This is a genomic window from Pantoea sp. Seng, from assembly GCF_009829935.1.
GTDB classification, from domain to species: Bacteria; Pseudomonadota; Gammaproteobacteria; order Enterobacterales; family Enterobacteriaceae; genus Pantoea; species Pantoea communis.
On the sequence record NZ_SZZV01000025.1, the window covers coordinates 22962 to 37373 of the forward strand.

At 52.3% G+C, this 14412-nt stretch carries 15 protein-coding genes; 14 read left to right on the top strand and 1 reads right to left on the bottom strand.

Annotated features, from left to right (window positions below; genetic code table 11):
- Positions 1-501: 501 nt before the first annotated feature.
- The 11 genes from FD737_RS20980 to FD737_RS21030 all read left to right on the top strand — a co-directional run bounded on the left by FD737_RS20980 (position 502) and on the right by FD737_RS21030 (position 10732).
- Positions 502-1395 (top strand): LysR family transcriptional regulator, encoded by an 894-nt coding sequence (locus tag FD737_RS20980; protein WP_034829771.1) that lies wholly within the window; start codon positions 502-504, stop codon positions 1393-1395.
- Positions 1396-1554: 159 nt separating this feature from the next.
- Positions 1555-2034, top strand: coding sequence for a cupin domain-containing protein (locus FD737_RS20985; RefSeq protein ID WP_160834485.1), 480 nt, complete (start codon positions 1555-1557; stop codon positions 2032-2034).
- Positions 2035-2044: 10 nt separating this feature from the next.
- Positions 2045-2788, top strand: a complete 744-nt coding sequence (locus FD737_RS20990) for a carboxymuconolactone decarboxylase family protein (protein ID WP_160834486.1) — start codon at positions 2045-2047, stop codon at positions 2786-2788.
- 316 nt (positions 2789-3104) lie between these two features.
- Positions 3105-4100, top strand: a complete 996-nt coding sequence (locus FD737_RS20995; RefSeq protein WP_160834487.1) for an MsnO8 family LLM class oxidoreductase — start codon at positions 3105-3107, stop codon at positions 4098-4100.
- 13 nt (positions 4101-4113) lie between these two features.
- A complete protein-coding gene (locus FD737_RS21000; protein ID WP_160834488.1) occupies positions 4114-5250 on the top strand; it encodes an amidohydrolase in 1137 nt (378 codons plus the stop codon).
- Between the two features lie 81 nt (positions 5251-5331).
- On the top strand, positions 5332-6645 hold the full coding sequence (locus FD737_RS21005) for an LLM class flavin-dependent oxidoreductase (RefSeq protein WP_160834489.1): 1314 nt from the start codon (positions 5332-5334) through the stop codon (positions 6643-6645).
- 19 nt (positions 6646-6664) lie between these two features.
- Complete coding sequence (locus FD737_RS21010; RefSeq protein WP_160834490.1) at positions 6665-7597, top strand: ABC transporter substrate-binding protein; 933 nt, start codon at positions 6665-6667, stop codon at positions 7595-7597.
- A 9-nt stretch (positions 7598-7606) separates the two neighbouring features.
- Entirely contained in the window at positions 7607-8119 is a 513-nt protein-coding gene (locus FD737_RS21015) for a GNAT family N-acetyltransferase (RefSeq protein WP_097117851.1), read from the top strand.
- A gap of 9 nt (positions 8120-8128) precedes the next feature.
- On the top strand, positions 8129-9049 hold the full coding sequence (locus tag FD737_RS21020) for an amino acid ABC transporter permease (protein WP_160834491.1): 921 nt from the start codon (positions 8129-8131) through the stop codon (positions 9047-9049).
- Positions 9033-9827, top strand: a complete 795-nt coding sequence (locus tag FD737_RS21025; RefSeq protein WP_058962363.1) for an amino acid ABC transporter ATP-binding protein — start codon at positions 9033-9035, stop codon at positions 9825-9827. Before FD737_RS21020 ends, FD737_RS21025 begins: the two co-directional genes overlap by 17 nt.
- On the top strand, positions 9827-10732 hold the full coding sequence (locus FD737_RS21030) for an ABC transporter substrate-binding protein (RefSeq protein ID WP_160834492.1): 906 nt from the start codon (positions 9827-9829) through the stop codon (positions 10730-10732). The genes FD737_RS21025 and FD737_RS21030 overlap by 1 nt, the downstream gene beginning before the upstream one ends.
- A gap of 95 nt (positions 10733-10827) precedes the next feature.
- Here the strand turns inward: FD737_RS21030 and FD737_RS21035 are convergent, their stop codons facing one another.
- The gene (locus FD737_RS21035) at positions 10828-12189 is read right to left on the bottom strand and encodes a bifunctional diguanylate cyclase/phosphodiesterase (RefSeq protein ID WP_160834493.1); all 1362 of its coding nucleotides are present in this window, start codon (positions 12187-12189) and stop codon (positions 10828-10830) included.
- A 401-nt stretch (positions 12190-12590) separates the two neighbouring features.
- On the opposite strand from FD737_RS21035, the gene FD737_RS21040 reads away from it, so the two are divergent.
- The 3 genes from FD737_RS21040 (at position 12591) to FD737_RS21050 (ending at position 14391) form a co-directional block, all read left to right on the top strand.
- Positions 12591-13151, top strand: a complete 561-nt coding sequence (locus tag FD737_RS21040; RefSeq protein WP_097117855.1) for a non-canonical purine NTP pyrophosphatase — start codon at positions 12591-12593, stop codon at positions 13149-13151.
- Complete coding sequence (locus tag FD737_RS21045; RefSeq protein WP_034829783.1) at positions 13148-13942, top strand: SIR2 family protein; 795 nt, start codon at positions 13148-13150, stop codon at positions 13940-13942. Before FD737_RS21040 ends, FD737_RS21045 begins: the two co-directional genes overlap by 4 nt.
- 74 nt (positions 13943-14016) lie before the next feature.
- Positions 14017-14391 (top strand): YebG family protein, encoded by a 375-nt coding sequence (locus FD737_RS21050; RefSeq protein ID WP_160834494.1) that lies wholly within the window; start codon positions 14017-14019, stop codon positions 14389-14391.
- Positions 14392-14412: the final 21 nt, after the last annotated feature.

Sequence of the window (14412 nt, forward strand, 5' to 3'; positions counted from 1 at the left end):
AAAATGAATGGACTTGTGGGAAATAATTAAGATTCTTCGCCGATTAAAAGTGGCGTTAACTCTCTATAATGTAGAGGTTTTATATTTATGGCTTACAGCATGAGGGGGGAGTTTAATGAGAGCATATTGGATCCCGGGTTTAATGTTTATGCTGTCAGCGTGCTCAAGCTCCGTCGGGCATAATTTCGATAGTGCGAACATTCAGAAAATACAGACTGATAAAACCACCAGAGCCGAGTTGATAAATATGTTTGGGCCGCCTGACTCTGAATCCCCTTATCCGGAAGGGCAACGCCTTATGATGTGGAAATACAGCGAAGCCCGTACGCTGGATACTACCGCAGGCAAGACACTTACCGTGCAAACCAAGAATGGCCGGGTGTTTACTTACACATTGAGTAAGAGTTGAGGACAGGGAAACGATATGTTCGTGCTACAGCAGCCCGAATTCTTCGTGTTTTTGAGCGTGTTATTGAACCCGGAAAGAGATGTGAGTAGGCGATGCTAAGAGAAAATTTCAGCGATCTGGTGTATCTGGTGATGGTCGCCCGGGAACGCAGTTTTACCCGTGCCGCCGCCAAATTGGGTGTCTCTCAATCCGCGTTAAGCCATGCGATGCGCGGCCTGGAAGAGCGCCTTAAAACGCGGCTGTTGACGCGCACCACCCGCAGCGTGGCACCGACCGAAGCCGGTGAACAACTTATCCAGAATATCGCGCCCTTGATGTCAGATATTGAAAAAGCGCTGGTGGCATTGACCGAACATCAGACGCGCACCTCGGGCAATATCCGGATTACCGCCGGTGAACATGCGCTGCACTCCACCCTGTGGCCATTAATTAAACCCTATCTTCAACAATACCCTGACGTGAACATTGAACTCTCCGTCGATAACACCCTGACCGATATTGTGAGCGGGCGTTTCGATGCCGGGGTGAGATTAGGCGAGCAGGTGGAAAAGGATATGGTGGCGGTGCGCATCGGCCCTGACTGGAGAATGCTGGTGGTTGCGACCCCCGAGTATTTTAAACATCACGGTATTCCTGAAACGCCGTATGAATTGCAGCATCACAACTGCATCAATATGCGCTTGCCGACACTGGGTGGATTGTATAACTGGGAGTTCACCAAAGATAAAAAAGAGATTCGCGTCAAAGTGGAAGGCCAGCTTATTTTCAATAACCTCAGTTCGCGTATTGAAGCGGCACTTAGCGGCATGGGGATTTTGTATGCGCCGGAAGATTCTGTGCGGAAATATATTGATGAAGGTCTGTTGCAGTGTGTGCTGATAGACTGGTGCGAACCTTTTAGTGGTTACTATTTATATTATCCCAGCCGTAAACAGCACACCGCAGCCTTCTCTAAATTAATTGAAGCAGTGCGCTATCAGGGTTGACCGAAGAGTTACACCTATTGGTGAATTTTGCTCATAAACCCATCCTGATTTGACTACCTTATCAATCAATCCGCGTGATCCTACACTCTTAGCTGCTATCAATGTGACCGCCCGTTCCAGAGCGGTCACCACCCGAACCTGAAGCACGGAGCCGACATAATGAGAATGGCTGTTGCCCTCATACTGGCGTTATCTGTCTCAGCTGTTTCTGCAAAGGAGAACACATCGATGATCACTGTCTGGCAAAGTGGTGAAAAACCTTCGGTTAAAGGCAACTCAGAATATTTCACCGGTACGGTGCGTATTGATGCGCCGTTTCAGGGAAGCGAACCTGCACGTATCGGCGGCGCAACGGTGACCTTTGAACCTTCCGCGCGCACGGCATGGCATACCCATCCGCTCGGGCAAACGCTGATTGTGACAGCAGGTCTGGGGCGTGTGCAGGAGTGGGGCGGTGAAGCACGTGATATCCGTCCGGGCGATATTGTGTGGATCCCGGCAGGCGTAAAACATTGGCATGGTGCCGCACCAGAAAACAGCATGTCGCACATTGCCATCGCTGAAGCTGAAAACGGCAAGGTGGTGGAGTGGCTGGAGAAAGTGAGCGATGAGCAGTACGGTTCCTCGGCCTCTTTGTAAGGAGTAAAAGATGACGAAAAGCATCAATGCCTCGTTAATGATGTGCGCTGCGCTCGCCTCTTCAGTGAGTCTGGCTGATGAACCCTCCGAGCCAGAACAGAAAAAATATGTCGCGCTACAGCAAAAACAGACTCATCCATTGACCCTGCAACAAAAGAGTATCGCTGTGATTGCGGCCCATGCCGCCACAGGCAATATTGCCAAACTGAATGACGCGCTGAATCAGGGATTGGATGCGGGTCTGACCCTCAGCCAGTGCCGCGAGGTGCTGGTGCAACTTTATGCCTATGCCGGTTTCCCTCGCAGCCTCAACGCGCTGGGAGAATTGATGAAAGTGATTGATGCCCGCCGATTACAGGGCAAAAATGACCAGCCAGGCAACGAGGCCGGGCCGGTTCCAACGCCCGAAGATATGCTCGCCGCTGGTACGCGCAATCAGACGGCGCTGGTCGGCAATCCGGTGAAAGGGCCATTGTTTGAATTCGCCCCGGCGATCGATCAGTTCCTCAAAGCGCATTTGTTTGGCGACATTTTCGCGCGCGACAACCTGGACTGGAAAAGTCGTGAATTAGCCACTGTGGGCGCATTAGCCGGAATGAGCGGTGTCGAGTCGCAATTGCAATCACATCTGCGCATCAGCATGAATGTCGGCTTCGACAAATCACAACTTGCCGAACTGCAGGCGGTGTTTAACGCGCAGGGAGAAGAAGCGGTCGCTCAGCGAATTGAAGCAGCGTTGGCACAGATAAAATAATAAATCCCTTATAAACGCACCGGTATTTATTCCGGTGCGTTCTGACGTTAAATATAATCACGAAGAGTGTATTCCGTCAGACTTATATCCAATCGTGCAAACCTTTCCCGATTAGTTTATTACATATAATCAATCGTTATTCGCAATGCTGATTGGTGCGCAACTCTCTGTTTTACATGATTTATTTACCCATCAATATTCCGCACCTCTCTGATATGCATTAATTAAAAATGCATAGGACAATAATATGTTTTACCCATTACCCGCCGCTATCACACACTGCTCGCCATCATCATTGAGGAAAAGGATTTGGCGTATGTCATATCGACTGAGCTTGTTAGATAAATCGCCGATTGCCGATGGAGAGAGCGCGTCGCATGCCTTGCATCGCACATTACAGCTGGCGCAGCAGGCTGAGGCCTGGGGCTATCACCGCTTCTGGCTGGCAGAGCATCACAACACTGACCGTCTGGCGAGCCCCTCTCCTGAATTGCTGATCGCCTGGATCATTGGCCAGACGCAGCATATTCGCGTCGGCTCTGGTGGCGTGATGTTGCAACACTACAGTCCTTACAAAGTTGCCGAAAATTTCAATCTGTTAGCCTCGCTCGCGCCAGGCCGTATCGATCTCGGTGTGGGTAAAGCGCCCGGCGGTTTACCGCTCTCCACCCGCGCTTTACAGCAGGGCATCCATCAGGATGAAAAGGGCAGCTTTGCTGAACAGCTTTCACTGCTGGATAGCTGGCTGGATGTTCCGCCGGTGGGTGATGAAGAGATCCTGCGCGCCACGCCGCAGCCGCCACGTCCGGCAAACCGATTCCTGCTGGGTGCCAGCGAGCAAAGTGCCAGGCTGGCAGCAGAACTGGGCTGGCAACTGGTGTTTGCGGCACATCACAACGGCGACCCGCTGTTGATGGAGCAGGTTTTGAACAGCTATCGCCAATACAGCAACGGCAAGCAGGCGCTGGTGGCCGTGCAAGTGGTGGTCGCCGATTCACCGGCTGAAGCTGATTTGCTGGTGGATAATTTGCGCGTCTATCACGTCAGTGTGAAAGATGGCCCGAGTGTCAACGTGGGCAGCGTTGAGCAAGCTGAACGTTACGTGCGACAGGGCGGTTATAACGATTATGTCATTGAGCCGCGCACGCCATCGTTGCTGAAAGGCACCGCTGCGCAGGTGCACGCCAAACTGGACGCCTTGCATCAGAATTTCGGCATTGAGGAGTTCGTGATTGATACCCCGATTGCTGAGGAGCAGGCGCGAGTGAAATCTCTCGAACTGCTGGCAACGCATCGACTGGTTGCGGCGTAATTCGGAGATAACCATGACTCACACAAGCGAACAGCAACTGATTGACTGGCGACGCGAGCTGCACAGCTGGCCTGAGCTGTCTGGATATGAAGTGGAAACCACGGCGCGTTTGCGCCGCTGGCTACAGGACGCTGGCTTGCGGTTGCTCGATTATCCGCTGGAAACCGGTCTGGTGGTTGAAGTGGGTCAGGGTGAAACGCTGATCGCGTTGCGAGCTGATATTGACGCCCTGCCGATTCATGAAGCCACCGGCCTCCCATACCGTTCGCGTAATGCGGGTGTGATGCACGCCTGCGGCCATGACGTGCACAGCGCGGTGATGCTGGGCGCGGCACTGCAACTGCATGCGCTGGGAGATCAACTGCCGGGACGCATCCGTATTCTGTTCCAGCCAGCCGAAGAAAATGCCACTGGGGCGCTCAAGTTTATCCATGCTGGCGTGTTGCAAGATGTGCAGGCGGTCTTTGGTATGCACAACGAACCCGGCTTACCGACGGGTGCTTTCGCTACGCGCGGCGGGGCGTTTTATGCCAATGCCGACAAGTTTGTGGTGCGCGTCGCCAGCCCTGAACAAGGCGTCGATGCCATCCTGGTGGCCAGTCAGATCATTCAGGCTCTGCAATCACTCACCAGCCGCAGTTTTAACACTCTTGATAGCCTGGTGTTGAGCGTGACGCGCATCGATGCCGGTCAATCTGGCAACACTTTACCAAGAGAAGCTGAGTTTGGCGGCACTGTGCGCACCCATGACAAGCAGGTGCGGGCGCAGCTGGAACAACGCGCGCGTCAGATTGTCGAGCAGATTGCTGTGGCAAACGGTGCGACCGCGACCTTCAGCTGGCATCCAGGTCCGCCGGTGTTAGAAAACGATGCACGCTGGGCGCAGTTTGCCAGTGAGATTGCTCAGCAGGTGGGGTATCGGGTGCAAACCGCAGAACTGCACCTCGGCGGCGAAGATTTTGCGTATTACTTACAACAGATCCCTGGCGCGTTTGTCAGCATTGGCAGCGCCAGTGAATTTGGTCTGCATCACGGCGGTTTCAACCCCGATGAAGCACTGATCGCGCCTGCCGCGCACTATTTCACCCAACTGGCGCAGCAGGCCTTGCAGCATCTCAATGCACGATGTCGTGACGCAATTCTGAGTTAGCCCATTTAACCCAATATCCTCCGCTTTGTATGGCGACGAAACCGTCGCCGTCAGGCTATGCCATGGAAAAGAGAGAACACTATGACTGCAAGACAACTGCGACTCGGCACCATTCTGCATGGCGCATCCGGCAATATGTCCGCCTGGCGTCATCCGGCGGCGCAGGCTAATGCCAGCATCAATTTTGACTATGCAAAACACATCGCGCGCAAGGCGGAAGCTGGCAAGCTGGATTTTCTGTTTGTCGCCGATGGTTTGTTTATCAATGAAAAATCCATTCCCCATTTTCTCAATCGCTTCGAACCGCTGACGCTGCTGTCGGCGCTGGCGGGGGTGACTGAGCATTTAGGATTGGTCGGCACGGTCTCCACCTCTTACAGCGAACCTTTCACCGTCGCGCGTCAGTTTGCCAGCCTCGATCACCTTAGCGGCGGGCGTGCAGGCTGGAACGTGGTGACCTCGCCTTTGGAAGGATCGGCGAAAAACTTTTCGCGCCAGCAGCACCCGGAGCACGCGCTGCGCTATCGCATCGCCGATGAGTATTTGCAGGTGGTGAAAGGGCTGTGGGATTCGTGGGAAAGCGATGCTTTTGTGCGGAACAAAGAGAGCGGTCAGTTCTTCGATGCCGCCAAACTTCATACCCTTAATCACCACGGTGATTTCTTCCAGGTGCAGGGGCCACTGAACATCGAACGCACGCCGCAGGGACGCCCGATCGTGTTTCAGGCCGGTGCGTCAGAGGATGGGAAGAAACTTGCAGCGCGCCACGCCGATGCCATTTTCACCCATCAGCCGACGCGCGAAGAGGCGCAAGCTTTCTATAAAGATGTGAAAAAGCAGCTGGTGGCGAACGGACGTGAGCCGCAGGATCTGCATATCTTCCAGGGCGTTGGCGTAATCGTTGGCGATGATGCCGAAGACGTTGAGCGTCAGTACCAAACTACCGCCGCACTGGTTTCCATCAAAGATGCATTGAACTACCTCGGTCGCTTCTTCGATCACCACGACTTCTCGCAATACCCGCTTGATGAGCCTTTCCCGGATATTGGCGATATCGGCCAGAACAGCTTCCGCAGCACCACCGATGAAATCAAACGTAGGGCGCAAGCGCACGGTCACACACTGCGTCAGGCCGCACTGGAAGCGGCCACGCCGCGTCCGCTGTTCTTTGGCACGCCAGAAGAGGTGGCGGATGGATTACAGCTGTGGTTTGAAACCGAGGCCACCGATGGCTTCATTATTCAGGGCGGCACGCCGGATACTTTCGAACGCTTTGTCGATCGCGTCATCCCCCTCCTGCAAGCGCGCGGCCTGACCCGCAGCGAATATCCTGGCACCACGCTGCGTGCCAGCTTCGGTCTGAAAGACCCGGTTAATCAGTTCACACAACAATAAATTAAAGAGAAAACACGCTATGCAGAAAAAATCCCTTATTGCGCTGATGTTGCTGAGTTTAAGCAGTGCGGCTTTGGCTGAAGACGTGGCGGTGAACGGTCAGCAGATCAGCATCGAAGCCAATAAAACACCAGTGAACACTGCGGAAAATCCCGCTGCGGTGGCGCAAATTCCGGCCGGACATAAGTTTGCCGTGCCAGGCTCATTTACCGTGGCGGTGGCCGCACTGAACTCCCCGCCATTAACCGTATTTAGTGATGACAACAAAACCCTGCTCGGCAGCGAAGTGGATATCGCCCGTCTGGTGGCCGACAGCCTGGGATTGAAACTCAATGTGGTACCGACCTCGTGGGAAGACTGGCCGCTGGGCGTGGCTTCCGGCAAATATGACGCGGCGATTACCAATGTCACCGTGACCAAAGAGCGTAAAGAGCGCTTCGATTTCGCCACCTATCGCAAAGATTCTCTGGGTTTCTACGTGAAATCCAGCAGCCAGATTAAGTCCCTGAACAAAGCCGAAGACATCGCCGGGCTGCGCATCATTGTGGGTTCCGGCACCAACCAGGAAGCGATCCTGCTGGCGTGGGACAAAGAGAATCAGGCGAAAGGAGTAAAGCCTTTCACCCCGGTTTACACCAAAGATGATGCTGCGCAAACGCTGGCGCTGCAGTCCGGTCGCGCCGATGCCTATTTCGGTCCGAATGTGATTGGCGCGTGGAAAGCCGCGTTAACTCATCAGACCAAACTGGTGGGCAGCGTGGATGGGGGTTGGCCGAAAGCCGCACACATTGCGGTGACGGTGAAAAAAGACAACGGTCTGGTACAACCGATTAACACCGCGCTCAACGGCGTGATCAAAAACGGTGATTACGACAAGGTGCTGAACCGTTGGGGTGAAGGCGTGGAGCGTCTGGATCGCTCTGAAATCAACCCGGCCGGTCTTGGCGACTAAGGAGGCTGCATGAGCCAGCAATTTTTCCGCGAAGTGCATCCTGAGGCCGCTGAGTTGCAGCCGATTATCACCGGTCTGTTTGGCGAGTATGCGGCACGTTACGGTGATTTCTTCAAAAGCTCCAACGAGGTGGAATTAACCGAGTGGTACTTGCCGCCGCGTGGGCTGTTTATCGTGCTGGAGCGTGACGGCGAGATCATCGCCATGGGCGCCTATAAACCTTATGACGAGGTGACCGCGGAATTTAAACGCATCTGGACGCGTAGCGATCTGCGCCGTCAGGGATTGGCGCTGCTGATTTTGCAGGAGCTTGAACGGCGTGCGTTGCGTGCCGGTTATCAGCGCGTGTTCCTGACCACCGGATTTCGCCAGCCGGAAGCCGTTCAGCTGTATATCGGCCACGGTTATCAGCCGCAGTTTGCGCTACTCGAAGATATGGAAATCTACAGTCAGCCACCTCATGACGGACGTTTACGCTTCCTCAAGGTGATCGATGTGCACAGCGTGGCGCAGGCCAGCTAAGGAGTTGAGATGAGTCAGGAAAAACATTTAACCGTGGTGCCCGCACGCTATCCAGGAAGGATCATCGGGGCGATTGTCGCACTGTTTATTCTCGCCAGCGTGATTGATTCGGTGGCCTTTAATCCTCGTTGGGAATGGCGTGTGTTTGCCCGCTGGTTCTTTGATCCGGTGATTCTCACAGGGCTGGGGCAAACGCTGTTACTGACGTTGTTTGGCACGGTGCTGAGTTTGATTTTTGGTGGCCTGCTGGCGCTGGCGCGGCTCTCTTCATCATGGTTATTGAGCACGCTGGCGTTTGGTTACATCTGGCTATTTCGCTCGCTGCCGCTGATTGTGGTGCTGATTATTCTCTATAACTTCTCCTACCTGTACGACACGCTGTCGCTCGGCGTACCTTTCACGGCACTGTCGTGGGGCCATTTCCAGACCATCAATGTGCTGGGGCAGTTCCCGGCAGCGGTGATTGGATTGACGCTGGTGCAGAGCGCCTACAGTGCGGAGATTATTCGCGGCGGATTTTTGGGTGTCGATCACGGTCAGTTTGAGGCAGCGTCGGCGCTGGGATTGTCCTCGTCCCGTCGTACCTTCCGCATCATTCTGCCGCAGGCATTGCGCGCCATTATTCCCACCACCTTTAACGAAATCATCAGCCTCGCCAAAGGGACTTCCATGGTGTACGTGCTGGCGATGCCGGAACTGTTTTATACCATCCAGATGATCTACAACCGCACGCAACAGGTGATCCCGCTGTTAATGGTGGGTGCGGCCTGGTATCTGATTATCACCACCGTATTGTCACTGCTGCAGTACAGCGTTGAACGTTGGCTGGCCCGCAGCGTGACGCGTGAACCGCAACCGTCGCGCTGGCGTCAATGGCGCAATCGCTCTGCTACCGCCAATGAGGAGCTTTCTCATGTCCGAAGCCATTGATTATCGCAATCTGCACACTACCGGTGCCATCAGCATTACCGGCGTCAGTAAGTCATTTGGTAAACACAAAGCGCTGGATGACGTCTCACTGGAGCTGGAGCCCGGCTCGGTGACGGTGATTCTTGGCCCGTCAGGATCAGGGAAATCCACGCTACTGCGCACCATTAATCATCTGGAACGCGTGGATGAAGGGTTTATTCAAATCGACGGCGATTACATCGGTTATCAACGTCGTGGTGACAAGTTGTATGAGTTGAAAGAGAAGGCGATTTTGCGCCAGCGCATCAACGTCGGTTACGTGTTTCAGAACTTCAATTTATTTCCCCATCTGACGGTTTTAGACAACCTGATTGAAGCACCGATTGCCCATCGTCAATTGTCACGACGCGAGGCGATTGAAAGGGCGGGAGAATTGCTGGATATCGTGGGATTGCGCCATAAAGCTGATGCCTGGCCGCGCCATCTGTCAGGTGGCCAGCAGCAGCGCATCGCGATTGCACGTGCGTTGATGCTGAATCCACGCGTGATGCTGTTTGATGAACCGACCTCGGCGCTCGATCCTGAGTTGGTGGGTGAGGTGCTGGACGTGATTAAGAAGCTGGCACGCTCCGGCACCACCCTTGTGATTGTCACGCACGAGATTGGTTTTGCGCGCGAAGTGGCGGATCAGGTGGTGTTTATGGTTGATGGCCGTATCGTCGAACAAGGCAGTACGCACCAGGTGTTGAACCAACCGCGTCATGAGCGTACGAAACGATTTTTGGCGCGGGTGCTGTAATGGAGAGAGTGATAGTCAGTGCGCTGGCCGCATGGTTGTTAAGCTCGCCACTGTATGCCGCAGCAACGCTGGATGCAAAAAACAACGAAACGCCAATCCACATTCCGGCTAACCCGCAAGCCATCGCCAAAATTCCGGCTGGATTTCATTTTGTGGCGCCGGGATATTTGACGGTCGCCACTTCCGCATCCAATTCCCCGCCAATAGGCTTGTGGGCATCAGACAATAAAACGCTGATTGGTAGCGACCCTGATTTCGCCCGGCTGCTGGCCGACAGTTTGGGGTTGAAACTCAAGCTGGTGCCTGCCGCCTGGGAAGACTGGCCATTGGGCCTCACCGCCGGACGTTATGATGTGGCGATGTTTAATATCGCGGTGACGGAAGAACGGAAACAGAAGTTCGATTTCGCGACTTACCGCGCGGATAACCATGCGTTCGCCGTGAAAACGGACAGTGCAATCACGGCGATCAAAGGGCGCGAGGACGTGGCGGGTAAACGCATCATTGTCGGTTCCGGTACCAACCAGGAGAAAATTTTGCTGAGTTGGGATGCGAAAAACCGTGCACAGGGGTTGGCTCCGGTTCAGCCGATATATCTCAATGATGATGCCTCAGCGACGCTGGCGTTGCTCTCCGGGCGCGCCGATGCTTCATTTGGCCCACAAGCCATGGCGGCATGGAAAGTGGCGTCACGCGGTCAAACCAAAATCGTCGGTCACGGTCCGTTCCGCGCCTGGGTGGCAGTGACGACTAAAAAAGGTAATGGGCTGGATGTGGCATTACAGCAGGCGATCAATGGAGCGATAACCAGCGGACAGTACCAACAAGTGCTGGCACGCTGGGGAGAACAGGAGGAGGGCGTGGAGGCGTCACAGGTCAATCCGCCTGGGATTGTTTATCAATAATTTTTTTGTAAATGCCTGATATCCGTGATATCGCCGAAGTGATACTTTAATCCTGTACATAATGGCGGCTCAGCTGCCGCCATTGCAAAAGTCTCTTAAGTGGTGGCTTTACGGATCCAAAGCGCAGCCTCTCCCGCAGGGAGTGGACGGGCAAAGTGATACCCCTGAAACAGATTACACCCTTTGTCGCGCAGGTAGTCGAAATACTCTTCGCTTTCGATCCCTTCAGCCAGAACGTTCAATCCCATTTCACGCGCCAGTTCAATGGTTTTATGTACCACAATCCCGGCAGATTCGTTGTCAAAAATATGCATGATAAGCGATTTGTCGATCTTGATATCATCAATCGCGAAATCACTGAGCGATTTAAGCGATGAGTAGCCCACACCAAAATCATCAATTGCCCACTTAATGCCCAAATGACTAAAGTGCGAAATCACCGAACCAATGCGTTTCTGATCATAAATAAAAGTGGTTTCCGTGATTTCAAATTTTAATCTTTCCGGACTGATTCTGTGGTGCGAAAGTGTTAACAGTGTGTCCTGAGTAAAATCACGATGCATCAATTGTAATGGGCTTATATTAATGGAGAACATCAAATTGCTAATATTGTGAACACGTTGCCAATCCGACATCTGCTGCAGTGCGCGTTCCATCACCCATCTTCCAATCTCTATGATCGATCCGCTTTTCTCTGCGATGGGGATAAAGACCTCAGGTGAAATAAAACCTTTCACAGGGTGCTTCCAGCGCAGTAACGCCTCGAAGCCAACCAGTGTTTTATCAACATCAACCTGTGGCTGGTAGTATAGTTCAAGCTCATTGTTTTCAATGGCGCTTGAGAGTTCGCGTTTAATCAAATCGGTTTCAGAATAATCACCGCAGCAAGTAAAGGCGGTAAGCAGCAATGCGACGATGGGGACACCACAATTCACAAGATAAAAGCCTTTTTCTTTTGGAATATTCAATTGAAAAGCGTTATCGTGCCACGTCAATCCCGTCATGATGAAAAATAGATAAATAACCAGGCAAATTATCGGAAAGATTTTACTGAGATAATTGTTCTGCTGGCGTAGCACTAAAGCAGAACCAATCGTTAAAGCAATTAAATAATTATATTCTGAATATTTCCCAGTTGCGTGATAATTATCAATTAATAGCAACGCGATGATGACGATAAGCAATGCGTGTACAATGATATATAAATTACGCCTTAACCCAGAACAAAAGGCTGCACTAGTAATATATACACCCAAAGCTGTACTCATGCTGTACAAGCAAGTGACATCATAATGACCATTTAAAAAATTTAATAATCCCATCCAGAGCCCGGCAATAATACTGGATGTCCCTGCAATAAGTAAGGTTAAGCGGAGTTTCTTTTCCAGGCTATCACCTTTAAACAGGAAAGGGAGGTTGCGAACCATACAATATTTAGAATTGAAATAAGAGATCATGAGCTATTCTCAATTTTTATGTCATCATGGTTTAAAAGTTGATTAGGGTATTTGAGGCAGAACGAACAGATTGTTTCGTTGATTTCCCCATTAATCCTTAACTCCGTTGGTGTCTGGCGTGGCATCTATTAAGGCATTCTTATCAGGTGATTATGATAGCTTGGGATATCCCGTCATGAGTCGATTTCATGTTTCAGGCCGGTTGTAGTCAACGTCGTCAACTGAGCCAAAGCATTTTCTGAACATTAACATTGTTCCTATCCAGGGACAAATCTGCACGTTAGAATGAAACGTGAGCGCCGCTTAAGTTCATCCTGATATTAAGGCGCAATCACCTGAGCTGGACAACCTTCAGCTTGACAATCATTTATGGTCACACCCCATTAAAACAACGGGTTGCAATGAAAATTCGTTTCCTATCTGCAAATGAACTCAAGCTGGCTGAAGTGCGCACCATCCTGGAGCCGGTCGGCGTCGAAGTCATTCCCATTGCCCGCCGCATCGAAGAGATACAAACAGAAAATGAAGTTGAACTGGTACGTGACAAACTCACCAAAGCCTTTTCCATCATTGGGCGTCCACTGTTTGTTGAGCACACCGGCCTGTATCTGGATGGGCTGAATGGATTGCCTGCCGGATTGACGCGCATTTTCTGGAGCCGACTGAACGCTGAGCGCTTCACCAAACTGGTCAGCGGGCTGGACACCCCAAGCGTCACCGCCAAAACCGTGCTGGGCTATTGCGATGGCCGTAAAATGTACCAGTTTGAGGGTGAACTTCGCGGCACCATCGCACCGGCACCGGCAGGACCGCGCGAGTTTCAGTGGGACTGCGTATTCATTCCAGAAGGCCATTCGCAGACCTTCGCCGAAATGGGTGAATTCAAAAACGAAATATCCATGCGCCGCCTGGCACTGGATCGTTTCGCCACCTTTCTAAAAACATCACGGGGACTGGCATGAAACCGGAACTCAAACGCGCCTACGATGCAGGCAAACTGATCCTGTTTGCGGGCGCGGGTATTTCACGCAATCTGGGTTTGCCGGAGTGGCATGAGCTGATTGCGCATCTGGCCAAAGAACTGGGTTACGATCCGAAGATCTTTAATACTTATGGCACACATCTTTCGCTGGCGGAGTACTACAAGCAGCGCAAAGGTTCGCTCGGTCCGTTACGCAGCTGGATGGATCGTGAGTGGCATCGCCCGGATATTGACGTACGCAGCTCTGAAATTCACACCATGATCACCCAAGGTAACTTCTCACGCATCTATACCACCAATTACGATCGCTGGCTGGAGATGGCGCACGAAGCTCACAATGTGCCGTACAGCAAAGTGGCGAATGCGGCGGATTTGGTGTCATTGACCGAAGACAAGCGTCATATCATTAAACTTCATGGTGATTTTGACGATGATACGTCCATCGTGCTGGATGAGAGCAGCTACTTCGAACGCCTCTATTTCGATTCGCCGCTGGATATCAAACTGACGCATGACGTGATGGGCAACTCGGTGTTGTTTGTCGGGTACAGCATCAGTGACTTTAACATTCGTCTGTTATTCTACCGGCTGACCAAGATGTGGGGCCGCACGGGATTGGCTACCGCACGGCCGAAATCCTACCTGTTTACCAACCGCAATAATCCGGTGGCCAAAGAGGTGCTGGGGCAGTGGGGCATCGAAATGATCGTTTCAGAAGAGGACGATCCGCGCAAAGCGCTGGCGACGTTTCTGGAAGAATTACTGGCTTAATGAGCAGAAAACGTTTGCTCAAAAAAGTTTGCTTAGAATATACTGTATATAAATACAGTTAACCGAGGTGCATCATGGCAGTCGAAACCAAATATGTTGTTGTCAGAAAGGGTGAAGAAAAAATGACGTTTGCCAATAAAAAAGACGCGGATGCCTGGGACAAAATGCTCGATATGGCGGACGCCTTCACCGACTGGCTGCAGCAGCATCAGCCTGAGCTGGGTGAAGCACAGGCTGAAGCGTTAGGCATGTTACTGGCTGAGCAGAAGGATGCGGTGCAGCATATCCTGCGTAACAGCAAATTACCGGATGCGGTAAAAGAAGATGCGACAGCCGAAGTCGAGACTGAGGCTTCTGTCGAATCTGAACCCTCTGCGGAATCTGAAGCTTCTGCCGAAGCAGACACCGGTAAACCCGAAAAGAAAGTGCGCGCGGTTAAAGCTGCCTGATACTTTGCTGAGAGCTGAGAG